At 49.0% G+C, this 25704-nt stretch carries 28 protein-coding genes and 1 pseudogene; 20 read left to right on the top strand and 9 right to left on the bottom strand.

What is annotated here, in order from left to right:
• Window positions 1-93 precede the first annotated feature (93 nt).
• The 3 genes from A1OO_RS09405 to A1OO_RS23260 form a co-directional block, all read right to left on the bottom strand.
• Complete coding sequence (locus A1OO_RS09405; RefSeq protein WP_017002845.1) at window positions 94-519, bottom strand: N-acetyltransferase; 426 nt, start codon at window positions 517-519, stop codon at window positions 94-96.
• Between the two features lie 92 nt (window positions 520-611).
• Window positions 612-1379: a DUF3800 domain-containing protein gene (locus A1OO_RS09400; RefSeq protein WP_017002844.1), complete on the bottom strand. Its 768-nt coding sequence runs from the start codon at window positions 1377-1379 to the stop codon at window positions 612-614.
• A 198-nt stretch (window positions 1380-1577) separates the two neighbouring features.
• Complete coding sequence (locus tag A1OO_RS23260; RefSeq protein ID WP_139128063.1) at window positions 1578-1823, bottom strand: hypothetical protein; 246 nt, start codon at window positions 1821-1823, stop codon at window positions 1578-1580.
• 164 nt (window positions 1824-1987) lie between these two features.
• Between A1OO_RS23260 and A1OO_RS23770 the strand changes: the two are divergent.
• Window positions 1988-2146: pseudogene (locus A1OO_RS23770) on the top strand (S24 family peptidase); the annotation flags it as partial.
• A 90-nt stretch (window positions 2147-2236) separates the two neighbouring features.
• Here the strand turns inward: A1OO_RS23770 and A1OO_RS09390 are convergent.
• The 6 genes from A1OO_RS09390 to A1OO_RS09365 form a co-directional block, all read right to left on the bottom strand.
• On the bottom strand, window positions 2237-2614 hold the full coding sequence (locus A1OO_RS09390; RefSeq protein WP_017002842.1) for a hypothetical protein: 378 nt from the start codon (window positions 2612-2614) through the stop codon (window positions 2237-2239).
• A gap of 413 nt (window positions 2615-3027) precedes the next feature.
• The gene (locus tag A1OO_RS23565; protein ID WP_017002841.1) at window positions 3028-3588 is read right to left on the bottom strand and encodes a pilus assembly FimT family protein; all 561 of its coding nucleotides are present in this window, start codon (window positions 3586-3588) and stop codon (window positions 3028-3030) included.
• A gap of 259 nt (window positions 3589-3847) precedes the next feature.
• Entirely contained in the window at window positions 3848-4123 is a 276-nt protein-coding gene (locus tag A1OO_RS09380) for a hypothetical protein (RefSeq protein ID WP_017002840.1), read from the bottom strand.
• Window positions 4124-4334: 211 nt separating this feature from the next.
• The gene (locus A1OO_RS09375) at window positions 4335-4985 is read right to left on the bottom strand and encodes a hypothetical protein (RefSeq protein ID WP_017002839.1); all 651 of its coding nucleotides are present in this window, start codon (window positions 4983-4985) and stop codon (window positions 4335-4337) included.
• Window positions 4986-5046: 61 nt separating this feature from the next.
• Entirely contained in the window at window positions 5047-6351 is a 1305-nt protein-coding gene (locus A1OO_RS09370) for a DUF3427 domain-containing protein (protein WP_017002838.1), read from the bottom strand.
• 25 nt (window positions 6352-6376) lie between these two features.
• Window positions 6377-6703, bottom strand: coding sequence for a hypothetical protein (locus A1OO_RS09365; RefSeq protein WP_017002837.1), 327 nt, complete (start codon window positions 6701-6703; stop codon window positions 6377-6379).
• Between the two features lie 317 nt (window positions 6704-7020).
• Between A1OO_RS09365 and A1OO_RS09360 the strand changes: the two genes are divergently transcribed.
• The 19 genes from A1OO_RS09360 to A1OO_RS09275 all read left to right on the top strand — a co-directional run bounded on the left by A1OO_RS09360 (window position 7021) and on the right by A1OO_RS09275 (window position 25703).
• Window positions 7021-8577 carry an S-type pyocin domain-containing protein gene (locus A1OO_RS09360; RefSeq protein WP_017002836.1) on the top strand — a complete coding sequence of 519 codons (1557 nt, stop codon included), beginning with the start codon at window positions 7021-7023 and terminating at the stop codon, window positions 8575-8577.
• The gene (locus A1OO_RS09355; RefSeq protein ID WP_017002835.1) at window positions 8577-9011 is read left to right on the top strand and encodes a hypothetical protein; all 435 of its coding nucleotides are present in this window, start codon (window positions 8577-8579) and stop codon (window positions 9009-9011) included. The genes A1OO_RS09360 and A1OO_RS09355 overlap by 1 nt, the downstream gene beginning before the upstream one ends.
• Before the next feature lie 266 nt (window positions 9012-9277).
• Window positions 9278-9757: a M15 family metallopeptidase gene (locus A1OO_RS09350; RefSeq protein ID WP_017002834.1), complete on the top strand. Its 480-nt coding sequence runs from the start codon at window positions 9278-9280 to the stop codon at window positions 9755-9757.
• Window positions 9757-10161 (top strand): 3TM-type holin, encoded by a 405-nt coding sequence (locus tag A1OO_RS09345; RefSeq protein ID WP_017002833.1) that lies wholly within the window; start codon window positions 9757-9759, stop codon window positions 10159-10161. The genes A1OO_RS09350 and A1OO_RS09345 overlap by 1 nt, the downstream gene beginning before the upstream one ends.
• 2 nt (window positions 10162-10163) lie before the next feature.
• Complete coding sequence (locus A1OO_RS09340; RefSeq protein ID WP_017002832.1) at window positions 10164-10346, top strand: phage holin; 183 nt, start codon at window positions 10164-10166, stop codon at window positions 10344-10346.
• Window positions 10347-10371: 25 nt separating this feature from the next.
• Window positions 10372-10548 (top strand): hypothetical protein, encoded by a 177-nt coding sequence (locus A1OO_RS23560; protein ID WP_017002831.1) that lies wholly within the window; start codon window positions 10372-10374, stop codon window positions 10546-10548.
• A complete protein-coding gene (locus A1OO_RS09335) occupies window positions 10548-11255 on the top strand; it encodes a hypothetical protein (RefSeq protein ID WP_017002830.1) in 708 nt (235 codons plus the stop codon). Before A1OO_RS23560 ends, A1OO_RS09335 begins: the two co-directional genes overlap by 1 nt.
• 60 nt (window positions 11256-11315) lie before the next feature.
• Window positions 11316-12980, top strand: a complete 1665-nt coding sequence (locus tag A1OO_RS09330; RefSeq protein WP_017002829.1) for a terminase — start codon at window positions 11316-11318, stop codon at window positions 12978-12980.
• Window positions 12981-15050 carry a portal protein gene (locus A1OO_RS09325; protein ID WP_017002828.1) on the top strand — a complete coding sequence of 690 codons (2070 nt, stop codon included), beginning with the start codon at window positions 12981-12983 and terminating at the stop codon, window positions 15048-15050.
• Between the two features lie 28 nt (window positions 15051-15078).
• The gene (locus A1OO_RS09320; RefSeq protein ID WP_139128062.1) at window positions 15079-15435 is read left to right on the top strand and encodes a hypothetical protein; all 357 of its coding nucleotides are present in this window, start codon (window positions 15079-15081) and stop codon (window positions 15433-15435) included.
• 1 nt (window position 15436) lies between these two features.
• Window positions 15437-18064 carry a hypothetical protein gene (locus A1OO_RS09315; protein WP_017002826.1) on the top strand — a complete coding sequence of 876 codons (2628 nt, stop codon included), beginning with the start codon at window positions 15437-15439 and terminating at the stop codon, window positions 18062-18064.
• A 159-nt stretch (window positions 18065-18223) separates the two neighbouring features.
• A complete protein-coding gene (locus tag A1OO_RS09310; protein ID WP_017002825.1) occupies window positions 18224-19015 on the top strand; it encodes a hypothetical protein in 792 nt (263 codons plus the stop codon).
• 179 nt (window positions 19016-19194) lie between these two features.
• Window positions 19195-20175, top strand: coding sequence for a hypothetical protein (locus A1OO_RS09305; protein ID WP_017002824.1), 981 nt, complete (start codon window positions 19195-19197; stop codon window positions 20173-20175).
• 66 nt (window positions 20176-20241) lie between these two features.
• Window positions 20242-21456 (top strand): N4-gp56 family major capsid protein, encoded by a 1215-nt coding sequence (locus A1OO_RS09300; protein WP_017002823.1) that lies wholly within the window; start codon window positions 20242-20244, stop codon window positions 21454-21456.
• A gap of 54 nt (window positions 21457-21510) precedes the next feature.
• Window positions 21511-21894: a hypothetical protein gene (locus A1OO_RS09295; protein WP_017002822.1), complete on the top strand. Its 384-nt coding sequence runs from the start codon at window positions 21511-21513 to the stop codon at window positions 21892-21894.
• 47 nt (window positions 21895-21941) lie between these two features.
• Window positions 21942-22388 carry a hypothetical protein gene (locus A1OO_RS09290; RefSeq protein WP_017002821.1) on the top strand — a complete coding sequence of 149 codons (447 nt, stop codon included), beginning with the start codon at window positions 21942-21944 and terminating at the stop codon, window positions 22386-22388.
• Entirely contained in the window at window positions 22385-22990 is a 606-nt protein-coding gene (locus tag A1OO_RS09285; protein ID WP_017002820.1) for a hypothetical protein, read from the top strand. The genes A1OO_RS09290 and A1OO_RS09285 overlap by 4 nt, the downstream gene beginning before the upstream one ends.
• Entirely contained in the window at window positions 22990-23610 is a 621-nt protein-coding gene (locus tag A1OO_RS09280) for a DUF6682 family protein (protein ID WP_017002819.1), read from the top strand. The genes A1OO_RS09285 and A1OO_RS09280 overlap by 1 nt, the downstream gene beginning before the upstream one ends.
• Window positions 23607-25703 (top strand): hypothetical protein, encoded by a 2097-nt coding sequence (locus A1OO_RS09275; protein ID WP_017002818.1) that lies wholly within the window; start codon window positions 23607-23609, stop codon window positions 25701-25703. Before A1OO_RS09280 ends, A1OO_RS09275 begins: the two co-directional genes overlap by 4 nt.
• Window position 25704: the final 1 nt, after the last annotated feature.

Here is a 25704-nt window from a genome sequence, read left to right as displayed (position 1 = left end):
ATGTAATCACTGGTATGTTCCAATCATTTTAAGTGTAGATTTTCTTATAAAATAGCGTCATATATGAACGATTAAGTCTATGTGCCGAAAAATTCAAAAGCTAAACTCTGCAACTGGAAAGCTTTTGAGATTGCTCTTACTAATGCGCAAGGACGTTGGGTACATCGAACTTATCTTTTCAAATCCATGTTTTTTACAAAAGTTAAGAAGGATCGGATTATTTATATCTTCAATCGCGATAGTCTCCCATGGTGAGTTTTGGACAAGATAATTCAATAGCGACTTGAAAATGCCTTTATTTTGTAGTTCTTCGTTAAGGCGCACGGTAGCGATGGTTAGGCAGGATTGGCGTATGTCATTAGTTTGGTTTCGAAGCAATAATTCGATCCCCGTGGCTTGAAGAGTACAACTGTTCCAAACTTCGGGTTCATCGCTCTGCAGTTCTAACCACTTTTCAAATTGGTGTCTGAGACTTGGTTGGTCTGCAAGTTGCCATTTTTTGAATTCAATAAAATTCATTAAAGTGCCTTCTAATCTATGTTTGAGTCTTTAAGGGGGGGCTAAGGCTGTAATCAATATTAGTTTAGTAATATTGTTAGTTAAATGGAGGACTAGAGTTGTCTAGTATCTGTTGATTTTACTGGTTTTGTGGCTGGTCGGGCACGATTCTCTCGGGGGAAATGCCAAATGTTAAAGCTCTCATTAGGGTAAGTGTCATATTTGATTTCGTCCCATCCCAACAGGTGTGCCATCTTCGGAAGTGCTAACTCCTTGGCTTTAGACAACGTGAGACCAGGCGTTAGGAACTTGAGGTACCCAGCGTTTACTGAGCCAGTTAAAATATCTACAACTTGTAAGCCAAGATGCTCTTTGGAATCGTTCATTGAAACCTCTTCAATGGATCGCTCTCGACCCATTTGAGCGAGCAAGTTATTTGCTATGATCCCAACAACTTCATCATTCTTTTTGTACTTATCGCACTTCTGGTCAATGAGCACTGTTAAGTGAGATTTCAGCTGTTGTGCAGTGCCTTTCAACAGCATTGTGTATGTCTTGTAAAAAGCGTCTTCTCTATTGTTCCGCCAGTTGTTGTATATCGATTTTTCGACCACTATCGAGTGAAAACAACAAGAGCTATTTAAGACAACATGCAGTAGTTCAACACACATGTTCGCCTGTCCATGACTATTTTTAATTTTTGACCATTTTAACTCTCCTACTATGCCATGCTTCTGCTTGAGCTTTGCAACGTGTGAATTGAAGAGTTCAACATTATTAGAAGGTACACAGAGAAGCCCTATAGAGTAGCAGCGGTCACTTCCTGTAGTACCACTTTCATCGCCATATACAACATAATCAGGTTTAGTGTTCACAGACATGTTTGAAGTTATCATAGTCTAAATTGTCTGACTAAAATGTATCATGCAGTGAAGTATGAAGGACTTGATATCGGTCGCATGGATATGACAGTTTTCAGATTTTGTTCAAATAAATTAGATGGTTGTAGGGTGAGAGTGTTAGCTGCACATGGCAGCCAGGATACTATGAGTTGTTGGTCGGGGGAGGGGGAATGTGTGCTATGACTCTAAGTTAAAGTTGTTTTCTTCCGCAATATCCCATGCTCTTGCAAACTGAGCTGGTGTTGGAGGTATTACGTCAAACCAGTCGAAATTGAATACCTTTTCTCTAGCTTTGTGTAAGTCCCCTATAGTTTCAAAACCATCACCAGGTAAGCCTGATTCGGCATTGACAACTAAAACGCTTAAAGGAGGTAGTTTGTTCTGAGCACAAAAGTGAAGAATATGACCTAATTGTCTATCCATTGTCCCCGCTCCCTTATAGCCGAGAATATCTGCGACCTCGCCGTAAGTTGTGATTCTGCGTTCGTAGGCGAATCCTATCAAAATTTGCCATATCTGGAGAGCTCGGTTTTCGAGGCTCGGATGACTAGAAAAGTATTTAACCATGTAACTTTTTCCTAAGAGTTGTCTGTAAGCTGCTTGATGTTCCGCGTCGTCTGCTTCTTTCGGCCAATGACAAGTATTCCTCTGTCGCTATCACCAAACATGACACCTTCACGATGGAGGGAGTGGTGATCCGCTCAATCCGTTGTCACCGTCAGAGTCCGCTTCTGTGTTCGCGTTAATTGATGAGGTGTTGGTCAAAGGAATTAGATGACTGCGGACTGAGAGCGTTGGCTGCGCGGGGGCAGCCAATTACTGATCGAGAAAAGGGCTCAAATATCTCGCGTGTTAAATTGAATTCCCGAGATTTGAAGACTTCTACAGAGATTGTCTGGTAGGTCAAAACTGTGTTCGACAGATTGGTTCGAAAGGATTCGCTTAATACTTTGTATATCATTGTTCATTGCGTTGTGGCTAGTGAGTGTGTCCTTAACCCACTTCGATTGGGGATCTTGAAGCCAGTCGAACCATTCACTAGAGATAAAAGCTTTAAGAGAAAATCGACCACCACCAAGGCCATGCCCCCAACCTTCAGATACATTGACTGGACGCTCATTATCTTCAAGATCCCATTCGATAATTTTGGGGTACTGTCCATTATTTCCACCATTCCAATCGCCAATATCAATATACAGAAGTAGTGATTTCATATTTATACCTAATGATGGCTGCAAGAGATGCTGACTAATAACCGCGACAAGCTAGCTTATGGTATTTCAGGTGGTAACAACAATTGTGTTTGAGAAAAACGAACGAACTAGTTCACAAATACGGCTAGTTTGTTTTGATGGTGCTGCAAAGCAAGGATGAGAGAGTGAGAGCCAAACTCTCTTCGCGTTGAGTTGGCAGGAGAAAGGAGATGGCTCTCTGTTCACATCATTCAAAATCCTGTGCCCCATTGCCAGTTGAACGCTGGGCATTTCGAGAAGGTTGGAAAATGCGCGTAACTGAGGTGTTACTCTGTGGGAGTGAATTAGGCGAGTATCAAAACGCAAATTTGAGTTTTGATGAATGGAAATGCTTAAGAGCGCCGTGAACTAGCACCGACCTATTCGAAAATGCGTTAAGTGTCATCAGTAACGACGGTTACCTTTTCAAGCTCAAAATCTTTGAAGTTAATGGCCTTCGCGGTAAACGTGTTACTTCCCGCCTGAGCCTCAAGAAAGCTGATATCAAATTTTCGTTCATCACCTAAGAACAGTGAGTAGCTGTTGTTATCAAATTTAAACTTCGTTTGGCTGGTTAGTCTTTTCAGGCTGATCTGGGTGTGTTTGCTTCCAAACACCGTCGCGACACGTTTCTCATTAGCTTTTTCAGCTGGCGTGTCGTCTTCATCAGAGCATTTGGTGATTGAGGCGTAGGAAGAAACAACCAGACACCAAGAGCTGTCAGTCGTGGGTTTATCCGAAGGGATGTTGACCAGATGAATATAGGTTGGCTTCCAGCGGCGAAGTGAATACGAAGCTGCAACGTCCACCAGTTGAAAGATATCCTGTTCTAGCTTTTCAGCGCGTGCATTGGCCAGTTGTTTTGTATAAACGGGTACGGATACGGCTGTGACAACAGCAAGTACCGAGAGCGTGACAATCGTTTCGATGAGGCTCAGTCCTTTGAAACGCTTCATTACACGTGCCTCCTGGCTCAGTGATTTTGGCTTAGAAATGCCATTAGTCGAGTAGGGTAGGCAAATGGGAGTCGAACGTTAAGTGACGAGCAAAAGATTGTCGAGGCAGGTCAATGCTTGGTGTAATTGATGACTTTGTCGCAGCTTGGTTTCAAGATATACCTGGTGTGTTTTAGTGGCGCATTCTCTCTTTAAAATTATGTAGTGGAGGTCAGTGCATTGGCGTGGTGATGAGCCGCAGTTAACGGCTCATTAAGTATTACTCCTTTACTAATCGCCATAATCGTTTACTACAACTTGGGCAATCATAACTTTCAGATAACCATTTATTTATGTCATCCGAAAATGCAAGAAGGGCGACACCACCAGTTACGATTGCAACACAAATTGCAAATGCAAACCCGGTCCCTGCAAAAAAATATGTTACCCAAGCCCAAAAGCCGCCGCCGACAAAGCCTCCTCCAAGCACCTTTAAAAAGAAGTCCTTATTGGCCTCTTCTTTATGACCACAACTTTTACACTCTATATAAGCCACGATATTCCCCTATTTCTATGAGATTTAATGAATCAACTTAACAGAAAAATTTGAGAGAGAAAGTTGTTTTATTATTTATCTAGACGTGCATCTTAAAAGGTGTCGCTCATGATTATAATTGTTGATATGAATTAATTTTATGGGCTGATATATAAAGTGGCGTTAGATATAGGATGAAATAATCTGTGCTTAAAGGTGTTTAAAAGATCGTCTAGATATCCGTCTTAGCAGAAACAAAGGCTATTGCTTTCTCTTTTGTGTCAGGTAACTCGATCACCTCGATTACCTCAATTACGTTATTGTGCTCAGTGACTAAAACTTCCTGGTAAATCCCGTTGACGTATTCATTGAAGAAACCATAAGATGCTTTCTCTCCTAAAATTTTTCTCGCGTATAAATGATAGTGGTTCGGAAACTTCCAAGGAAACTCGCCTTTCCAAGGAGACTTTTGTGATAGCTTTAGTTGAGAACCTTCGATACCAGCGAGATTGCTTTTAAGCCTACATTTCCAAAGGTATCTACGACCTAAATTATCACCGGCATTGGCAAAAGCGTAGTTTGCGGCATAGATTTTATCCTCACTGAACCATTTTCTGGTACCGGCTAGTAGACTACTTTTAACACAGGTCTGAGTCCCAAGCTCTATTGTGCCATGATAGAGAATCATTCCTTTTGGCAGCTCGTCTTTGTTGTAATTTTTTAGTAACTTTAGAAAATTTTCGCATAATGACGCATCTTCAGAATCTTTTGCCTTAGGTGCCGTACGATCGACGCACTTAGGTTGGAGGAGGGGCTTTTCAACTTTGGGTTTGATAGAACTTTTAAAAAAATTCTTTAGTAAATTTACTATTCGATTGATCATTTGAGAGATGCACCTTTATGCTGGAAATGACGTCAGTGAGAATTATGGTTTAATTTTGGCACTACTTTGGTGATGCTATATATGTGTTTGAAGTTAACAAAAAACGTTCTTCAACAGGCCCTGGAACACGATAAAGCCTGCCGATACCATTTTCTTTTTTGAAGTTATAAAGACGGTATATCCAGTAATCCTGGCCTTTCTCGGTGGATACTTTGACCTCATTCGCTGAAATGTAAAACGCAGTGTTAATACCGCCAGTGGTGGTTTTTACTTCGATGAACTTGTGAGACTCATCGTCATTAAATGACTTGATGTCATATCCTGCTGAACTGTTGATTGTTGCAACGTGCTCAACTCTGGAAGCTAAGTCGGGACGACCAAGTTCTGTAAGTTGTTTTTGCTCAAATGCAATGACTGCTTTTTCACCAGCATCTCCAAGCTGGCGGTTAGATTGCTCCCTCGCTGCCCAATCAATGGTGCCAGATGGTTTTCTGCTACCCTGCTTTTTAGAGTTGGAAGGTTTTGGGGGCGGAGTTTCAACCAAAGAGGCATCGGATAATGGAATCGGCGCTTTATAACCAGGCATTCGAGCGTCTTTAATGTGTGCGGCAAAGAGCTCTTTAATATTGTCGGCTAAAGGCCAAGACAAAAGGTTCCAAAAGAAATGCACAGGTTTCGATGAGTTTGGATTCCACTCATTGAAAGTTAGTGGACCGAAGAAGGTGTAGTCATCATTGCTGTTGACCCTCATGAAAAGATAGATAGTGCCGGTATCAGGGTCATGTGAAAGCAAGTCTTTCACTTGCTTGCTATTGGCGGTAACTTCGTTCTGAGTATTCCAGAACAGAACACCATCTTCCGTCAGATAATCATCGTAATCGTTGCTTTCGTTTCTCTCCATGGTGACGATAAAAACATGATCGTTTGGAGTGGGGTAACCAGAAACAATTCCTGTGCCGCCCCAACGCCCTGAACCTGAAGAAAACTTGTAGTCTGGGTCGAACAGATGACTAATGTCTTCGCGACTATATGCCTGGTACAAGTTGAGCTTGAGCGATTTAGGGACTATCTCAAAGCCGAGTTTAGTGAGGATCTCAAAGCATGGGCTTTTTTTCCCGCCGGAGAAATGAAAAGAGCGAATTTGTTGCTGCAGAAGGCGAGTTAGCGCTAGACCAAATATGGCCTTGGGAGGATATGGGCGCCCATTAATAAGCACATCATATGTGGTTGAGTCGATATAACTCTCAATGTCTCCGTGCAATTCGTGGAAATGTTCAGCCGCTGCCACGATGTCACCGTTCGTTAACTTTGACGCGATTGTTTTGAGTCGAGCAATGCGTTTGCTTTTATCTAGTTTCAATCCCACGTGAGACCTCTATTTATTAGACGACTTAGACTAACACAACTTGTTGATTATCAAGTGCCACATAGTACTTTCCTGTCCTAAATACGCCGAGTACTTCACTGTTACTTGGAATATCCTGCCAGGGACCGGATTCTCCCTCACTGGGGGAAAACCCAATAATGTTTACCATCTTGACGAACTGTACGTTCGAGAGCGACTTCCGCTCAATAAAGCCGCCAAAAGGAAAATAGACCAGGCTGCCGTCTTTGAGCAGAGCAGGGAGATTCTCGCGACGGGACACGTCTTCAAGCGATGTCGCTGAAGCGGAGATGATCCCAGATTTGTAGTTGTGTCTGTAACGTATGGCTGGCATAAATTGTACTGTATATTTAAACAGTGTTTAGTGTAGAGGATCGGAGTTGAGAAGGGCAAGATCAATTCCACCTAATCTATTAGGCCGTTTGATTGAGTTCATTTTGTGGCCAGAGAAAGACAGTAGTCAGAATCCCACTAAAAACGGCTTTACCTTTTCCTAGCAATATTTTGCTTGTGAGCAACTTTTTGCCTGGATTTGGGCAAAGAATTGCTCACTGATTGAATGGTTGCAATAAGCCATTGATTCTTATGACTGGCTTTGTGGAGTAATTCTTGCAAGGTGCTTGTTAAATATAGAGAATTTTTGGGAAGGGAATGGCAAGGATTGTAAGGCTGGATGGTTTATCAAAAAATGATGCCATTCGAATTGAAGGGAATATTTCACGTTACAGTGATGCCGACTTGCTGACGATGCTGCCTTCAGGTTCAAGTGGGGTGTCGATTCAATCGTCCCTCGCTCGGGGCGAGATGGTAGTGGTGTCTGATAACCCCACAGCCCCGTTGTTTAAGTACGCCGATGGCAAGTTGGTCGCCAATGCCAGCAACCAAATTACCATGACTGACCAAGCATTCAATGATGCCAAACAGCGTTTTTTGACCGCCCAGCCGCGCATGGGTGCATCGCGATCAGCCAATAATGGTCCGGCCTCTTCCTTTTCAGAACCAAGTTATGTTCCAGAGCCAGTGATTGCTGAACCGCCGCTGACACCCACACCACCGCCAGCGATATCAGAGAATTTTTCTAGGGCGCCTCAAGCTGACAAAGTATTTGCCAAATCTTGCACCCGACCGTACGGCGATACACAAGCCTGCGAAGAGGAACTAAAGGCTCCAAATTTTGGTGTGATGGCAGCAATGGCCCCTGCAAGGGCGATGACAGCTAGCGGTCTTTTACCACTAGGGAAGATAACAGGCACGACCTCTAGAATGCCTCTTAACTGGGCGCTTGCGGGAGAAATGGCCAAGAGCACAGTATCTCGTGCTAACTTCTTGCTATTGGCATTTTGGCCATCGCAATTGGGTGATGGCACCCTATATTCGGAAGACGAATTAGCACAATTGCCCGAAGCTATAACACGCGTTCGCTTCCGGCTATATCAAGATGAAAACGGCAATCCACAAGTTGTAGGCATACACACAGGCGAAGGCAGCCCGTATGGTGATAGTGTACGACGTATTTCAGCCAATGCCGTTGGGGAGAGATTTGAGGCGAAAGTCGATGAGCAAATAACGCTGACCTGGTACCCCGACGACAGCGACAACCTGCTCACTGCAGGTACATCGTTTCCTGACACCAGTGGCCTTGAAATCAGCAATATTCTCGTTCGCCCGATAGATTATGATGGACAGGAACTAGACAAGCTAGTCTATCCAAACCCTGAAGCGGAACACATTGAACTGATAGTGACGTTTCCGGCAGATAGTGGTATTGACCCACTTTATTTGGTGTTTAGTCGGCCAAGGAAGCCCAAAGTTAAACCACTTGAAGTTGGTACCTATGGCGATTTAGCTCCTCGAAGTAAGAAAGATGGGATGGACATCGATCATATTCCTTCTCTAGCAGCATTAAAGCGAGCGCTGATGAAAGAGCTTGGAGTTACATTCCTGACTGAAGAACAAATTAACATGTTAAAAAATTCTGCAGCAGGAATTGCTATACCAGCCAAAGTACATCAAAAATGCAGTGAAACTTACGGTGGACGTAACCAACCTGAAAAACAGATAGAAGATTCTAATAGCATTAAGGATGCTGTTGATAGTAACTTTGATGCTATAGAGCAGTGCTTGAAAGAAAATGGTTACGAACAAGATCAGTTGGATTCAGCGCGAAAAAAACTGCATGAAATTAACAAAGAAAATGGATGGTATTGATGAGTACGGAATATGGAAAGATGATAGGTCAAACGTACAACCAACTCATGAAGCAGGCTCACTTTGCCTCCTTAAGTGGTGGAAACGTGCCACGTGATGTTGATCCTGCTTTCGATACGTTTTTCGTGACGTCTAAATCCAACAATGTTTCGTTTGTCTTTGATCGACAAACAAACACGCTCATTGGTATTGAAGTTAAACCAAATCAGGTTGGCGCATTACCGCTGGGAATAACGGTAAACATGAAATCGAATGAAGTGACAGATTTACTGGGTCAACCAACAGCAGCTATGCCAGCAAAAAAGGTACCAGTACTAGGGTTGGTTGGTGCTTGGGAAAGATTCAACGTCAGTGGCGACACTGTCCTAGTGGTGTATGACCCGGAATCGGAGAACGTTAGTCAGCTCCGTTATGAGCAACCTTCTTGCGGCTAGTGTTCTGATTATCTCATTACCTGATTTGCGCTAAGTAGGCTTACGTTGTCAGAGAAATTGTCAGTTACATTCGACCAGAGTATTTCTTTGAATTTTGTTTTTGGTAAATCGAACAACCTAAACCGCTTGAGCCTCACCAAAAACCGCGTTATTTTCTTCTAATAATGCATAACCTCGACCTTTAAACGGGCCGAGGTTTTTTTGTGCCCAATCTAACCCGCCACTGCGCGGGTTTTTTTGTACCTAAATTTTGAGGAGTGAGGGCTATGTCTTTTCGACTCGGCACACGTTCATCCAAACGATTAGCGCCAGTTCATATTGATATGGTGCGTGTGGTTAAGCGAGCCATACAGATTACCCCTGTTGATTTTGCTGTTCTCGAAGGATTAAGAACGCTTGAGCGTCATCTGGTGCTCATGCAGCAAGGCGGGTCTCGTACGAAGAAAAGCCGTCACTTGACGGGCCATGCTGTCGACCTCGGCGCATGGGTGTGTGGTGAAGTGCGATGGGATTTTGGCCTGTATGTGAAGATTGCATACGCCATGAGACAAGCGGCGATTGAGTTGGATGTGTCTGTGGTATGGGGCGCCTGTTGGAGTGTCATCAATGATGAAGAAGACTTGGAAGCCGCCATCGCTCGCTATGTTGCGCGCAAGAAGCAGCAAGGTAAAACACCGCTCATTGATGGTCCTCATTTCCACCTTTGCCGTAAGCGTTACCCCGTTGAGCAACAAGAGGCCGCGTAATGAGTATTTGGAACGTTCTGTCCGGCATCGTTGAGCCGGTTACTGCGTTGATTGATGATCTTCATACCAGTGATGAAGAACGCCTGCAGGTCAAAGCTCGCCTGTTTGATATGCAAAGCGCCATGGCCGCGAAGGTCATGGATTATGAAGCCCGTCTGATTGAATCGAAAACCAAGGTCATTACTGCTGAGGCGCAAGGCGCGAGTTGGTTACAACGTAATTGGCGTCCTATCACTATGCTGACGTTCTTGGTCCTTGTCGTTGCCGATACCTTTGGGCTGACTGAGTTTCGATTGGCCACCGAAGCCTGGACTCTCCTGCAGATTGGATTGGGTGGTTATGTCATCGGGCGAAGCGCTGAAAAGATTGTGCCTAAAGTCACTGAGGCGATGAGTAGAGATTAACAATGAATGAATCTGCTTCTGGCATTTCCTATGGCGCGTCAGCGGTGACCACCATGGCAGGACTAACCTTTAACGAATGGGTCGCCTTGGGCGGCTTTCTTATTGGTGTCGCCACCTTTGCAGTTAACTGGTGGTACAAACATGCCCAGACAAAAATCATGCAGGACAAGCAAGACCAGGACTGACCACGGTTGGTGACGGAGGAAATGCATGAGTGATTTACAAACCAAATCAGGCCGCATTGTCAGTGTCATTCGTTGGAATGGTACCAGCGCGCGCGTCGTCCTTAGAGACGGTTCGCGCATAACCACAAAAGCCAGCCATCGTCCCATGATGGGGGATTGGATTGTCGAAGGTGAGCTGAGCCGAGAACAAGTCAGTCAGTAATGTCTCGCGATTGGAAGAAATTACAAGCGCAGTTTCAACACGACCATGAGAAATACGGGACCGGCGCAAAGGAATGGTGTGAAGCAAAAGGGCTGAATTACGCCAGTGCGCGCAGACACATTAAAGTGCGCACTATTGCGCAGTTCACAACTGCGCAAAAAGAAACCGCGAAAGTGCGCAGTGCGCAAAGAAAGGCTGCGAAGAAAGAGCAGCAGAAAACCCAAGTCATCATTATCGATGAGCGCCAACGTGAAGAGGCTGAGAGTGGGCATGACGTTCGAGGTGAATCTTTTCGAAAAGGGAGCTTTTACGCGCGCTACTTTCCCGCCGATAAACAGGTCATGTTTGATGCCGCGTTTACGGCCACGTTGGAAGATGAATTGCTACTGACTCGGGCGAGATTACAAAGCGGTATTGAGTACTTAGGCAAGATCCATGAAGACCTTTCAAAGGCAGAGACACTGAAAGAACGCGTTGCACTCTATGAAGCGTTTACACGATTGAATGGCCAACTCGACATACTCACTGGCCGCATTGAATCGCTGACCCGAACCATGAGCACATTGGGTATCGATGTCGTTAGGCGCGAGAAGATCATTGCGGAAACGCAGAAGTTATTTAGCGATGGCAACGCAGATGATACGCCGATAGGTCAGATACTCGAAGAGCTCAGAGAAATGGGCTCTGGCGGGTTGATGGGCTCTTGAGCCCAGTGCTGGCGCAGTTTTCCCCCAATGGGGTAAAACCTCCGCGGTGGTGTTTTTCGTATGACAGAACAAGCATTGACCGAAGAGATTAAACGCAATCTCTCCGACAAATGGTGGCGTCTAAACAACCTCTACAAGATAGAGAATGAACAAGGCAAGCTGGTCACGTTTCGGTTAAGGCCAGCACAACGGTTGCTGTTCGAGCTGATGCATTGGCTCAACATCATTCTTAAAGCCAGACAGATTGGTTTCTCTACCGCCATCGATATCTACCTCTTGGACGAGGCGCTTTTCAATAACAACCTCAAGTGCGGGATCATCGCCCAGGACCAAAATGCGGCGGGCGAGATATTCAGGACCAAGATAGAAATCCCGTTCGACAACTTACCGGATTGGTTGAAGGCGCGTTTCATTATCAAGTCACGCACCTCAGGCAAAACCGGTGGCAGCCTGTTGTTTGCGCATGGCTCGAGCATTCAGGTGGCGACATCGTTTCGTTCAGGGACGGTCCATCGGCTGCATGTTTCTGAGCACGGCAAGATTTGTGCGCAGTATCCACAGAAAGCCAAAGAAGTGCGCACCGGTACCTTGAATGCGATTCACCCTGGATGTGTGGCGTTCATTGAGTCAACCGCAGAAGGTGTGGGCGGCGACTTTCACGCCATGGCCTCCAAATCCATGGAGCATGCACGCGTTGGCAGCGACCTGACATCACTCGACTGGAAGTTTCACTTCTTTGCGTGGTGGCAAGATCCGAAGTATCGCGCCAAGGTCCCGAAACATGGCCTGGTGATGAGCAAAACGCAGCGTGATTACTTTACGGCGGTGGAAGCAGCCATGGATTGCATCATCGATGATGAGCAGCGCCAATGGTACGTGCTCAAAGAAGCCGAGCAGGGTGATGAGATGAAACAAGAGTTTCCCTCGACGCCGCTAGAAGCGTTTTTGACCTCAGGTCGACGCGTGTTCGATGCCAATCATGTGATGAAGGCGGAAGGCCAATGCTCAAAGCCGCTCATTGTGTATGACGTTGAGCCTGTTACCGGTGAGAAGACCAAAGCCGCTAAACCCGAAACGCTGGATGAGCAAGGCCAGCGTAGCTTGATGAACATGTTGCTCGTTTGGGAGCTGCCGGACCCTGACGAAGATTACGCCGTTGGGGTGGATATTGCCGAAGGACTCGAACACGGTGATCGCTCCAGTTTCGATGTGGTGAAGAAAAGCACCGGCGAGCAAGTGGCGCACTGGTTCGGGTACCTGGACGTGGAAATGTTCGCACACGTAGTCGCCCACATCGGCAAATGGTACAACAAGGCGTTCGTGGGACCTGAGCGGAACAATCATGGTCACGCGTTTATCCTGGCGTTTAAAGATCTGTACCCCACACAACGTATTTACTGCGAGCAGTACATCGACCGTGACGATGAAGACGAAACGGTCAAACTCGGTTGGCTCACCACGAAACACTCCAAACCCATTCTCTCTGAAGGCATGAAAACGTTATTGCGTCATGACCAATCTGGCATCAACTGGATAGGGACCGTGTCGGAGTTCCACACGTTTGTGTACGACAAGAAAGGGGCGATGGGGGCGCAAGAAGGGTGCTTCGATGACCAGGTGATGAGCTACATGATTGCTCAAGAGATGCGTGCGCGAATGCCGGCACGTGTTGCGAAAGATAAGCAACCCCAACAAATACGGGTTAAACACTGGATGGCGAGGTAGATGACGGCAGCTCTGACAGACAAAGGCATAGAGACCACACAATTGACGGCCATCATGTCTGACATCGATGCGCAGCCTCAATGGCGTAGCAATGCCAATCGAGCCTGTGCTTACTATGACGGTGACCAACTTGCCCCTGATTTGATCTCCGTGCTTCGCGATCGTGGGCAACCTGAAACCATGCACAATCTCATCGCGCCAGCGATTGACGGCGTATTGGGGATGGAAGCGAAGACGCGTACCGATTTAATGGTCGTGGCGGACGATCCTGATGAAGAGATGGAGCTGCTCGCCGAAGCGATTAACGCCGAGTTTGCGGATGCGGCCAGATTAGGGCGCCTTGATCGGGCACGCTCTGAAGCCTACGCGGGCCAAACCAAATGCGGGATAGGGTTTGTGGAGGCCTACCGGAATCCCGATCCTTTTGGGCACAAGTACAAAATCAAAAATGTCCCGAGAGATGAGATCTATTGGGATTGGTTCTCCATTGAACCGGATTGGTCCGATTGCAATTGGGTGATGCGCCAACGTTGGGAAGAGATCGCCACGTTGAAGGCCAAGATGCCCCACAAAGCCAAGGTGTTGGACCATGCGCTGAACGAGTGGGAAGGCTTTGCCGATGTCTCCATGATTGAAGGTGTCGACGCTAATCTGGTGAGTGCCTGGGAGGAATACCAAGGCTGGAGCCGCTCGCACTCGGAATACCTCAGTACCAATCGCAAACGTATTCGTCTGCAGATCATCTATCGTCGCCATATCGAACGCAAAACGGTGATCCGCCTCAGTGATGGCCGTGTGATTGAATACAACCCGAACAACTTGGCGCATACCACGGCCGTGGCCATGGGAAAGGCGTCGCTGTCGGTGGGGCAAGTGAGCCAGATTATCGAAACCTGGTTTGCTGGACCACACAAGCTCGGATCCCGTGCATGCCAAGCGCCCAATGGGATGTTTCCGATCGTCCCGTTCTTTGGCTATCGAAAAGATAAAAGTGGTGAGCCGTATGGCTTAATCGCGCGGGCGATACCGGCGCAAGATGAAGTGAACTTTCGGCGTATCAAACTGACCTGGTTACTTCAGGCCAAACGTGTGATTGCGGACGAAGATGCGACCAACATGAGCCGAGAGCGATTGTTGGAAGAGGTCGAGCGTCCTGATGGCTACATCGAGTTAAACCCCGAGCGCAAGAACAAGAAGACCATCGCGGAATCCCTCCAGGTTCAACAAGATTTCAGTGTCGCCTCGCAGCAGTTTGAGGTGATGCAAGACTCGATGAAGCTCATCCAAGACACGATGGGCATTTACTCCGCGTTTCTCGGGCAAGAAGGGGCCGCCGATTCCGGTGTCGCCATTGCGAACTTGGTGGAGCAAGGCTCAACCACCTTGGCTGAGCTCAATGATAACTATCGATTGTCGAGTCAAATGCTGGGTGAGCTCATGCTGGGTTACATCATTGAAGACATGTCAGGGCAACGCAATAAGCCGGTGGTGATCAATCGCGACAACAAGATGAAGCGCAAAACCGTGGTGGTGAATGAAGAAACCGAGCAGGGGCTTAACAACGATGTCACCCGCCTGCGTGCTCATATTTCACTGGCGCCTATCCAACAAACGACCGCGTACAAAGCGCAGTTGGCTGACCGCATGATGATGTTGACGACGAACTTACCACCCGAAGCGCAAATGTCGGTGTTTGATTTGGTCTGCGAGCTCTCTGATATCCCGAACAAACAAGAGTTTCTTGAGCGTATCCGCGGGGCCTTGAAGGTGCCCAAAGATCCTGAGGACATGACGCCTGAAGAACACGCCGCGTATGAGGCAGAGCAACAGAAAGCGGCCGAGCAAGAAGCGCTGATGATGCGCGAGATGAACGCCAAGGTGGCCGAGCTCGAAGCGAAGGTGGAGAAGCTGAAATCCGACGCGTCATCGTCCCATTATGACAATGCGAAGACGCAAGCAGAGACCGGTAAAACACTGGCCGAGATGCAACAGCTGACCGAAGACATGAAGCAGGTTCGTGTGCAGTACGACGCGTTCTTGTCCCAACAAATCGACGCATTGCAGCTGTAGCTGACGAATCAATAGCGAGGTAACGGGTGTGAGAAGGCGCCATGAAGAATCACTGCAGGAATACCGCGTCACGGTGTCACTGGCGGATTTGCAAACGGGCAAAGCCATCCGGTGTGCGCATGGCAATTATGGGCGCGTGTTTGTCATTCCCTTACTCAACGGCGAGGTGGTGAATAACGCGACTGGGGGCATTGTTTGCTCCGTCAAATTGGAAGGGGTGGAAGAGTCCATCCCTGATGGGGAAGTCTTGCTGAGTCAAACCAACCCGCCCACTTACGACAAACCCAATTGGATCGGACTTGCCGATGATCTGGTTGTTCAGGCCGATTTGGATAATCCGCCGACGGGCGTTGACGCCGTCAAGCTCGTGATTGAGAGGTGGTAGCATGAGAAAAGGTCTTTTCAATACCGTGAGTGGTCCTGGTGATTCCCAAGAAGTCACCGAGCTGACGCAAAAAGTGGAGCAAGTTGATGCCGAAGTGGGTGGGCTGATGGGCGCGCTCGCCTACCAAGACTCTTTCTTTCAGTCTGGGTATCGTGATGAAGACGGGGTGTATAAAGCGATCCCCCAGGAAAAGCGATTGCCGAAGCTGCAAAGCATTGGCAGCACCTTTATCGATGCCAAAGCGTTTGGCCAAGCCAATCCCCAAATACTGCAAGACATCGCACGTGCTAACCAACGTGCCATTGAGGTGGCGCTGGGCACGAGGCATCCCGACGGCACCAAGGTCAATGATGCGGACCTTCCTCATACGTTCAATGTTGAGCTCCCGATTGGCTACTTTCCCATTGTTGGCGATCTGGACTTACCACCGTGTGTAGGACGGTTTTATGGCCTCGGCAGCATGCTTCGCAGAAAAGGGCTATACGTGGGCAACACCGAAGCGCTCAGAAACATTTCGGAGTTTGGGACCTGCTTATTTATCGTCGGTGACAACAACGAAAGCGGTATTCGCACGCAGTGCAGCAGCTCTCGCGTGGGGTATTTCACGATACATGGCGGTTTAAAGCCCGAGGGATCCGGTGGGCATGGGGTGATTGAAGGCTATACGCCGCCGATTGCAGAAGCGACCGCATTGAGTACGTTGAGTGACCGCGCGGCAGCCTTACCCAATACGTTTACGCAAAATCGGTTTGGTGAGCCGATTGTTCACCGAGATCTGACGGCGTTTTCTCAAGCCGGCAATGGTGACACACACATCACGGTGGCAGTTGGGTCTTACAACGATCAGTTTCCTGTTGTGGATGATGACTCGATAGACATTCCGTTAGTGCGCTATGTGCGTGCCTATGACAGTGACAGGGTGGAAATTGCGCGCTACGCCATGTCGGGCACGAAGCTCGGTGGCGGCCATCGATTTTCTTTCCATGATGGTGATTGCACCTCGCGGCCGGCACGCGATGAGGATGGCCAGGTGCTGGCATCCGAAACCCGTGTGTACCATCAACCTTTCGATCCCGAGACGGATGAAAACACGACCATTGTGGTGCCAGGCGGTCTTCCTGCGGACACCGTGACGGTTGACGTCTCCCTTTATCACCTGGTTTACCATCAAACCTACACGATGCTCATGTTCCCCTTCCTCCATGGGAAGTTTTCGGTCGCCGCGCGACAACACGCCAATCACTTTGAAAGCATCACAGTGGAGTCGATGCCCTGGAATGGCTGGATGCTGGTCGATGGTTTTTGTAATCGTCATGTCGGGATCATCTGTCGCTATAACCAGCTTGATGGCTTTCACGCGCCGGCAGGCTACGAAGACTACATGCACAATACCTTTGAAGCGTGTGCGGGCATTAATAACCAAGGGTGGGGCGTGTATCTGCGAGAACCCTTTAACACTTCGCACTCCAATGATAACGCCTGGCCGGATGGTGAGGGACGCTTCATCGTGCATAGAAAGCGGACCTACAGCGCGTCTTTGAATGATCTCGGTAACTTTGACACCTACGGGAACCGTGGTGGGGCCTTCTATTTTGGGGCGGACAGTAATCGCCTCATTACCGGCAGTGCAGAGCACCACTATGACGCCCACAACATTGACATTTTCGGCACACGTTCCGATAAGCATCTGGGCGATTGGAACCCTTTGCGTTGGGCTGGGTGCATTGTGTTCGCGGCTTTGGCGCGTCAAAACGAAATCACCATGACCAGCACGCCGACGGACACACGTCGTGTGCTGTTTTGTCGTTGGCGAAACCCGCTTCAAACCGTGGCCACGACCAATCCGGATTCCAACATTTTTGCCGCCGAATCGTGTAACCACTACACCCACCCAAGGCCCGATCAGATCGGAAGCCTCGTGAATGTGCTGGCGCCTTCTTTTGCCAACATGATGTTCACCCAATACTGGGAGCACGACAGGCTCACGGAGGGCAACCTCAATAAAGGGGGCTCGGGATTTATCGATCTCTTGGCGACCTGGAGTAAGAGGGACACCTTGTTGTTTCGCCCTTATCTCTATTCGGTGTCACCCAAACAAAACTTTGATAGCAGTGTGCTCAACGTGGTGTTCAGTAGCCAAGATGACGACACCGACGTGGCCAAAGCGGGGCGCGTGACGCTGTCCGCTGACCAATTGGGCATCGCGGGCCAATACGCGACCGACAACATGTATGTAGGGACGGTCCATTGGGTTGCGACGAACGACACCATCCCTGTGGGGAGCAGTAAAATGGTCGCGACCTTCATCAGTGAGGCGGGCAGTGGGTTCGACATTGCCAATCTGGACCTGTCTCGTCCCTCGTTGTCCATCAGTTATGTGGATGATGACCAATCCAAAGTGGCACAAGGTGGCATTGATTATGACCAGTCATTGCCTGACTCCTTGATCATTCAAACCCCTCGCATTGCGCGCTATCAGAACGCCAATGATGACTGGGTATTGCGCGTGCAGTTTGAATTATTCAACGCGGGAGACAGTGATTTTGTCGGCAACGGTGTGAACAACGAGCGCTACCGCTTTGCCTTTCGGTTCGAAACCCATTGTCGAAACAATACTGTCTTGAACTGACAACTCTATCTAATCATAAACGTATTAACTACCGAGGATTGGCTTATCGCTACGAGGTATCTAAAGGTAATAATATTTTTTATGTTCAGATACCTACAAGGTGCTCTCAATCAATTATGATCTGCCTCAGTTGCACTTTCACTGAGGATTAAACCGAGTATGTATAGTCGTAAAGAAGCTAAGAGAATTTGTATTGATTATATCCAATCAGATATTGAGTCCAATATTGAACAAGAAATTTTGCCTAAACACATTCCAATTCAAAGGCGAATGTTGGAGCGTGCAAGTGAATTAGAGCCCTTCTTTGTTGAAACTCTTGAGCAGGTTTCAGAATACGACATTCAACTAGCAATGGAGCTTATCCCTGATTCGCGCTTTTTCTGGTCAGAAACTGTAGGTGATGAGATTAGAAATGACTTTGGAGAGTTGGAGAGTGTGAACGAGCAACTTTCAAGGTATGCCGCGATTATGAGTAACTTGCTTGAACGCAGAACCGAAATCATGAATAGAGGACGAGTTTTCTGCGATTACGAGAGCTCTATTTCATCACTATTGGAAAATGCAGGAGAGGGTAACTATTTGTTTGAAAGCTATACGAGCCCTGAGCTAAAGAAAATCAATTTTGATTCGCGATATTGGCCTTCGTTGTCAGATTTCTTTCAAACTATTGCGTTTGAAAACGATAGCTTGGAAGTTGTGGGGCGTGATTTGGCTTCTGATATTGTCATTTCCCAGCATAGGCCATCAAAACAAGACACAGTAGCTTTACTGCTCGGGGATATTGAGCAAAGAAAAGTTGGGAATTTGTCGAAATCACTTCGCTATAGTGATGATGTTTTAGCAACGATTCTGAATATAGCCCTAGACCTGAAAGATGAGGAAATCTTTACAACGGAATACATTAAAAGTGCTAGACAGAAGCTGAGGGCTAAAGGGGTGAAATATGCCTAATGCGATCACTTGAAACTTACTGATTTAGTAGCCTCTCCATGTTCTGGTAGAGGCTTTTTTTTGGAGGGGCTGCAACGAAAGTAACACCATGTTTTGGAGAACAGTCTCTGTCGCTAAGGGTTTTCAGCGAGAGCCCTTAACCGCACAGACAGCGATACGTCTACACAGGAGAAGCAAACGTGGACATCGAAATCACAGGTAATGAAACACTCGAAGAACTGGACGCTCTGATGGCGAAGTACGAAGACGCCGAGGTGGTTGACGAACTGCCGTCGGAATCATCACCGCCAGAAGAAAAGCCAGCGCTAAGCGCGGATGTTGCGTCATCTGATGCCGATACTGCTGCGGAGTCGGCCCCCGCAAATGACGACACCAACGAGCAAGAGATCGACGAAGGCACCCCAACGGGCATCGCAGCGAAAGACGGCGAACATGTCATTCCTTATGACGTGCTTGAGCGCGAGCGCGAAGAAAAGGCCCAACTCAAAGAGCAGCTGGAAGTGTTGCAGCAAAAAGAGGCGACCTGGGAAGAATCAGGGCGGCTTCTGCAAATACGCGACCGACAACTCGAGAAGCTGGGTGTGGCTCCCGAGGATTTACCTGAGAAGTTACAACTGACCGACGAACAGTTGGAGACATTGGCAGAGGACTATCCCGACATTGGCATGGCCATTCGTGGGCTTGTCGCCAAGGTGGCCAACATAGAGCGTCAGTTCACCGACACCGCAGAACCTGCGTCATCTCAACCGGACCCCGACACGAACACCCAAGCAGTGTTAGCGGCCATTCATGCCAATGAGGCGCTCAACGCGTGGCACGAATCCGGCGGAGAACGATGGGACAAAGCGATTGAATTTGATGACCAACTACAAGCCGATCCGCAGTGGGCTAACCAGCCCTTAGAGGCACGCTTCAACGAGGCCGTCCGTCTGACCAAAACGCACTTTGATGAGCAAATCACAGAGAAAGCGAAGGCGGCAGCGGAAAAAGCCAACGAAGACGTCTTGCCTAACTCACCGAGTGAGGTGGGCTCGAGCAGTCAACACACGCCATCAAAGGCTGAACAGCTATTGAATGCGGATGCAGAATCCATGCAAACGCTGATGGCGGAGATGTCGACAGAAGACATCGAGAACATTCTTGCTCAAACCAGTGATTAGCACTGCCGTGTAGACGGCAAAAGAGACCGCCCGCGTGGCGGTTTTTTTGTGTGAAGGATACCGAGCATGACAACCATTACGCGAGAGCAAGCACGCCGCTTGCAGGAGGCGGCACTTTTTACGGCCGCCAACCGAAATCGCTCGTTCACCAATATGCTGACCGAGCAGGCGCCCAAAGCCGCCAAAGGAGACATGAAGGGGAATAAGCAAACCTCGTCGGGTGCACCAATAGTGCAAGTCACCGATTTGAAAAAGACCAAAGGCGACACCGTGGACATGCAGATTGTCCACAAACTCACTAAACGCCCGACCATGGGCGATCAACGTATCGCGGGGCGCGGTGAATCGTTGGACTTCACGGCGTTCGAACTGTCGATTGACCAAGGTCGTCACCAAGTCGATGCGGGCGGCAAGATGAGCAAGCAACGCACGGCCCATAACTTGATGAGCACGTCGCGCACGCTTCTTGGCACGTACTACAACGATCTGAAAGACCAGCTCGCCACCGTTCATATGGCCGGTGCGCGCGGGGATTTCATTGCCGATGACACCATTGTTCCTTTGTCTGCCCACGAAGAGTACGCAGGCATGTTGGTCAATGACGTGTTGCCACCCACCTACGATCGCCATTTCTTCGGCGGGGACGCCACCACGTTTGAAACGCTCGATCAGGCGGATGTCTTCAGCATGAGTGTGGTTGATAGTCTGTCCTTGTTCTTGGATGAAATGGACCATCCCATTCAGCCGATCCGTTTTAACGAAGACAAGCTGGCGGGCGATGAACCGTTCTTTATCCTCAACATCACGCCCCGTCAGTGGAATGACTTTAAGCAGACCTCGTCTTACAAAGATTGGCAGCAACTGGCCGCCACGGCGATGAAGCGCAAGGGGGATTTCAGCCATCAAGTCTTCCGCGGTGATTGCGTCATGCACGAAAACATCTTGGTGCGTAAATACCTCGGTATGCCCATTCGTTTCAATACAGGCTCGACGGTCAACGTGGCAGGGAATGACAACGAGGCCACCGTGCGTCAGGTGACGGCAAGCACGTCCATCGATCGCGCCATGCTCATTGGGGCGCAAGCTTTAGCCGATGCATGGGGTTCAACCTCGAAGGGCAGCCAGTTTAGCGTGCACACGGAGAAAACCGATTCTGGTAACCGAGATGAGGTCACGATCGCCTGGATGAATGGCCTCAAGAAAATCCGCTTTAAGGATAAGAACGGGCGAATGAATGATCACGGCGTGGTGGCTGTGGATACCGCAATTTCAATGGGCTAATGGCAAAGGCCGGCAACTTGCTGGCCTTATCTCACTGCGTTGGAGAACAGAATAATGGCAAATGTAATTAAAGCGCCCTCGATGCATGACCGCATGTATGTGGGAGCGCACGGTAACGTCTCATTGGCGTTTACGGGCGTGGAGCTTAATGCCGCCGCGGTCGACACCCTCGTCGAAATGATCCAAGTGGAAATTGGCATCAACGTGATTGGACTTCGCGTGAACACCGACGGCTTAGGCGCGGGTGTGAAGGCGGATATCACGCTGGGCGACGAGGTGCTGGCCATGGACGTGGACGTGTCACAAGCGCGCACGGTCGCGCTGCCTATCGACACGGTCTACACCATGAGCAAGCAGGTGTTGATGGCCACGCTGAAAGGGGCGCCAGCCACGGGCAAGTTGGAAATTAACCCTGAGTATGTCGTCAAAGGCTACTGATCTACCAAGGCGCGTCATGCGCCTTTTTCGATGTTAGGAGGTTGAAGATGGGTGTGCAAAACATCGTGTATGTCGGGCCGAAAGCCTTTAAGCGTGACACGGTAACAGGAACGCGCCAGGTGTTCCCTAGGCTGACGCCAATTGAGGTGACGGATGAGAACGCGGCCATGTTGCTTCGCTTTGAACACGTCTTTATTGCCGAGGGGCAGCTCGATACCTTTTTGAGTGAAGAGAAGGTGCGTGTGAAAACCTTGGCGGATGAACAGGCCAAACAAGAGGAAGAGGCCAAAGCCTTGCAACAGGCCATGGACATGACCGTGACACTCCATGGTGACGTGGTCGATCTGTCTAAGATGACCGGTCCCAAGCTTGCCACGTTGGTGGAGAGCATTGATGCGTTAACCCTTGAACCGAAAGGCCCGCAAGAGCCGATGCCGGAGTATCGAAAGCGTGTCCGCGATGCGTTACGTGACGTCGAAGAGATCGCCGGATGAGAGAGGTGCCCGTTTCTGCCTTTGTGCCAAGGCTGCGTACCCTGGTCAATGTTCCCCTTATTCCGCTTATGGAAAGCGCGGTGGTGGATGCGGCGATTCAATTTTGCCGTCAAAGCCAAGTGGTGGTGTATACCCGACGCCTTGATCGGGTTTACGCCCATCAAACCCTTTCCGCCGTGGAACGCGCGGGTATTAATCGCCGAACCCAAGGCCGCTACAAGTCGGCTGGGATCTATCGGGTTGAAAGGTCAGGGGTCACCGACAAGGTGGTCATGACGGAAGACGCGTATCAGGCCCTGTCATTGGACGAAGTCAGTTTCACCGAGTCGGCGAGCAATGTGACGCTGCATGCGGTGATTGAGCCGCAACAAGGGACCGCCCATTTACCGGCATTGCTGTTCGAGGATTGGGCGCTGGGGATCTGCGCGGGCGCCGCCAGTTTCCTGCTTCGACAGCCTGACAAGGAGTGGTCAAATGTCCAACTCGGCGTTTACCAAGAGCGGGAGTTCGTTGAGCAAATACGCAAGGCCAAACGTTGGCGATTGGAACATACCCCGGCACTGAATCCGCCTCATGCGGTGAGAAAACACGAGTTTTTCTGATGCAAATATCTGACGTGATAAACGTGATGGCCGAGCAGCTGATTGATAAGCGGTTCGTGAGGTGGTCAGAGGCGGAGCTGTTGCTTTACATCAACCAAGCCCTGTCCATTCTGGCCGTGAATCTGCCCGATGAATTCAGGCGAACGGACACGGTGAATAGTGAGAGCAGCGAAGTGGTGTTGCCCGAAGGGGCTATCTCGTTGATGTCGGTCGATGCCGTGGATGACATGGGTGTGAGTTTTGTGGCGCTGGAAAAGCTCAATCAGTTAGATCCGATGTGGCGAGTGCGGGAAGGACAGCCTTCTTCTTGGACGCAAGCCCGCGAGGAGAAAACACGGTATTGGCTGTATCCCAGCCCCAGCCATGCTGTGTCGGTCACGCACACCTATTCGGCATTTTCGTTTCTACACGGCGACGATGTTTTGCCCATCAAAGACGCTTACGTCTCTGCGGTGATGGATTTCGTGCTTCATCGTGCTTACGGCAAGGACGGACAAAATGCCAGTGAACAGAACAAATCCTTGCTTCATCTGCAGCTGTTTAATGCTGCCATTGGCAACGTGATGGATTTGAGTGCGATGAAGAAACAACAACGTCGGCAACGGGAGGCGGAGCGATGATACGGTTAACGGGCGTATTAACTGACGCGTCGGGAAATACGACGCTCCCGCATGCGATCATTGAGTTTATTTCCAAAAGTAATTCAGGCGATGCGCTGATCCATTCCACGGTGTATCACCGAACTGATCACTTAGCGCGGTACGATTTTACGCTCAAAAGCGGTGAGTACGACGTTTTTGCACAGGTGTCCCGACGTTCCGATGTCGACCATGTTGGGGATTGCTCGGTGAGCCCCGCGATGTCGGGCGATTATACGTTGGAATCCTTGCTGATCTTTGATGAGCCAGTGCCACATCCTTCCGTGGTCACCGTGATGAACATTCGCGATCAGTTGCTCGATAGCCAACAGGAATTGGAGGATGACCAAACCGCGCTAAATGACCGTATGACGGCATTTAACCAGTCATACCAAACGGCACAATCGCACTTTTCATCGGTGCAAACGATGCACGCGAATGTGGTCGATAAGCACGGTGTGATTGTGGATTATCACGCCACCATTTTGGATGCTGTGGCCACGACGGCCGGCAATAAAAGTGCGGCAGAATCAGCGTCTCAAGATGCCATTTTAGCGCGTAATAAAGCGTGGATGTTTGCGTCGAATCCTGAAAATAGCCCCATCGATGGCAGTTTCTATTCGGCAAAACATTGGGCATTGAAAGCGTTGTCGTACTCGCAACAAACGTTCGTTTCTGGCGGGATGTTTACCCCCACGACGGCGCAACCTTATCCCGACGGCTACGAAACACTTGATAGAGACACATTGTGGCTGGTGAACTTTGCGGATGAAACCACGTCGTTTACTTACACCGCGGGACCATTGGCTGGAAAGACGGTTAAGCCAGGGCACTTGTTGTTCTTTGATGTGCCGTCAAACGTGATGGACGTGATCCCGTTTCCTGATTTTTCCATCAATCCGACCACCATTGGCGCCTTGCCACTCGATGCGACTGCGGTAAACGCAGACAAACTCTCAGGTAAAACCAAACAAGAAGTGGTCGATGAGGCGCAGACGGGCATGATCAATCAAGAAGCCGCGGATTTGCGTTACTACGGCGTCCATAAAGCGCCGCCATTTGGCACGGTGCGACCGATAGTGAAACGTACCTATATCACCAATGGGGATTTCGCCGTCTGGGACGGGCCGAGTTATGTGAGCATTGACGAAATTGGCATTAATTATCACGTGCCGATCGCTGGGATGTGGTTTACGCGCTGGCTAAATCCCAACTTCGCCGACTTAGTGTCGGGAACGGTTAGGCAATTCATTTACCAAGGTGAATACAGCGACACCGCTGTGCCTGCGAAATCTGGGCTTTCGATCAGCACGAGTCAGCCGATGGTAACTCACCTCGTGATATCACAGCGCATGCCTGACGCGTTCTATGCGTTGAAAGGCCAGCGTGTCGAGGTGACATTTGAACTCAGCTTAAGTGACGTGCTTTTTCTGGGATATCACAGCGGGCCTATGGTGGGTGAGATTGACGTGCGTGTGATGCTCAATACCGAAAACAGTGTGATGGAGATACCGGCAGGCCAGCAAACGGATGGGGACTGGGTCATCGTTGAAAATGTGCTGTCCAACAAAGTGCGCGGTGTATCGAGAAGTTACCGCGCCGTGTTTCAAAACATTGCGCCGGATGAGAATCACCCCGCGATTTTTGATAGCTACCTTGAGCTGAATATTGGGGTGAAGTGGTTCGATGTGGAAACAAGCTCCAGGATAGAGTTCATTATTACCAATGTCGTTGTGGACATAGAGAGCGAGTCGTCGGTCTTTATTCCGATGGATGAAAGCGTCACTCGTTTAAAAACGCAACGATATCACCGCCAAATCCCGACGCTCTTTTGTCCCGTGATAGGTAAAGCGTCCACGCCCCATTGGAGTTTTGCACAGATGGCGTTCGACCCGCCCATGGCCATGACGCCAATCGTATTGTTTAAGGACGAGAATTGGTGGTCTGGTGCTGGGTGGGCCGCTGAGCCTTCAGTGACGGTGACCGAGGAAACCATTCGCATCGAAGGCGAGGCGTCGAGTGAAAGTGGTGCAACGGTCAACGGCCTATCTCTTATGGCCTATGTGGTGAACTAAC

Origin of the sequence: Enterovibrio norvegicus FF-33, from assembly GCF_000286835.2 — a bacterium.
GTDB lineage: Bacteria > Pseudomonadota > Gammaproteobacteria > Enterobacterales > Vibrionaceae > Enterovibrio > Enterovibrio norvegicus_A.
This window is presented reverse-complemented; position numbering and strand designations above follow the sequence as displayed.

What these genes read in the sequence shown, in the direction of transcription:
- A1OO_RS09405 (WP_017002845.1), bottom strand. Translation starts at nt 519, where the DNA reads ATGAATTTTATTGAATTCAAAAAATGGCAACTTGCAGACCAACCAAGT.
- A1OO_RS09400 (WP_017002844.1), bottom strand. Translation starts at nt 1,379, where the DNA reads ATGTCTGTGAACACTAAACCTGATTATGTTGTATATGGCGATGAAAGT.
- A1OO_RS23260 (WP_139128063.1), bottom strand. Translation starts at nt 1,823, where the DNA reads ATGGATAGACAATTAGGTCATATTCTTCACTTTTGTGCTCAGAACAAA.
- A1OO_RS09390 (WP_017002842.1), bottom strand. Translation starts at nt 2,614, where the DNA reads ATGAAATCACTACTTCTGTATATTGATATTGGCGATTGGAATGGTGGA.
- A1OO_RS23565 (WP_017002841.1), bottom strand. Translation starts at nt 3,588, where the DNA reads ATGAAGCGTTTCAAAGGACTGAGCCTCATCGAAACGATTGTCACGCTC.
- A1OO_RS09375 (WP_017002839.1), bottom strand. Translation starts at nt 4,985, where the DNA reads ATGATCAATCGAATAGTAAATTTACTAAAGAATTTTTTTAAAAGTTCT.
- A1OO_RS09365 (WP_017002837.1), bottom strand. Translation starts at nt 6,703, where the DNA reads ATGCCAGCCATACGTTACAGACACAACTACAAATCTGGGATCATCTCC.
- A1OO_RS09360 (WP_017002836.1), top strand. Translation starts at nt 7,021, where the DNA reads ATGGCAAGGATTGTAAGGCTGGATGGTTTATCAAAAAATGATGCCATT.
- A1OO_RS09355 (WP_017002835.1), top strand. Translation starts at nt 8,577, where the DNA reads ATGAGTACGGAATATGGAAAGATGATAGGTCAAACGTACAACCAACTC.
- A1OO_RS09350 (WP_017002834.1), top strand. Translation starts at nt 9,278, where the DNA reads ATGTCTTTTCGACTCGGCACACGTTCATCCAAACGATTAGCGCCAGTT.
- A1OO_RS09345 (WP_017002833.1), top strand. Translation starts at nt 9,757, where the DNA reads ATGAGTATTTGGAACGTTCTGTCCGGCATCGTTGAGCCGGTTACTGCG.
- A1OO_RS09340 (WP_017002832.1), top strand. Translation starts at nt 10,164, where the DNA reads ATGAATGAATCTGCTTCTGGCATTTCCTATGGCGCGTCAGCGGTGACC.
- A1OO_RS23560 (WP_017002831.1), top strand. Translation starts at nt 10,372, where the DNA reads ATGAGTGATTTACAAACCAAATCAGGCCGCATTGTCAGTGTCATTCGT.
- A1OO_RS09335 (WP_017002830.1), top strand. Translation starts at nt 10,548, where the DNA reads ATGTCTCGCGATTGGAAGAAATTACAAGCGCAGTTTCAACACGACCAT.
- A1OO_RS09330 (WP_017002829.1), top strand. Translation starts at nt 11,316, where the DNA reads ATGACAGAACAAGCATTGACCGAAGAGATTAAACGCAATCTCTCCGAC.
- A1OO_RS09325 (WP_017002828.1), top strand. Translation starts at nt 12,981, where the DNA reads ATGACGGCAGCTCTGACAGACAAAGGCATAGAGACCACACAATTGACG.
- A1OO_RS09315 (WP_017002826.1), top strand. Translation starts at nt 15,437, where the DNA reads ATGAGAAAAGGTCTTTTCAATACCGTGAGTGGTCCTGGTGATTCCCAA.
- A1OO_RS09310 (WP_017002825.1), top strand. Translation starts at nt 18,224, where the DNA reads ATGTATAGTCGTAAAGAAGCTAAGAGAATTTGTATTGATTATATCCAA.
- A1OO_RS09300 (WP_017002823.1), top strand. Translation starts at nt 20,242, where the DNA reads ATGACAACCATTACGCGAGAGCAAGCACGCCGCTTGCAGGAGGCGGCA.
- A1OO_RS09295 (WP_017002822.1), top strand. Translation starts at nt 21,511, where the DNA reads ATGGCAAATGTAATTAAAGCGCCCTCGATGCATGACCGCATGTATGTG.
- A1OO_RS09290 (WP_017002821.1), top strand. Translation starts at nt 21,942, where the DNA reads ATGGGTGTGCAAAACATCGTGTATGTCGGGCCGAAAGCCTTTAAGCGT.
- A1OO_RS09285 (WP_017002820.1), top strand. Translation starts at nt 22,385, where the DNA reads ATGAGAGAGGTGCCCGTTTCTGCCTTTGTGCCAAGGCTGCGTACCCTG.
- A1OO_RS09280 (WP_017002819.1), top strand. Translation starts at nt 22,990, where the DNA reads ATGCAAATATCTGACGTGATAAACGTGATGGCCGAGCAGCTGATTGAT.
- A1OO_RS09275 (WP_017002818.1), top strand. Translation starts at nt 23,607, where the DNA reads ATGATACGGTTAACGGGCGTATTAACTGACGCGTCGGGAAATACGACG.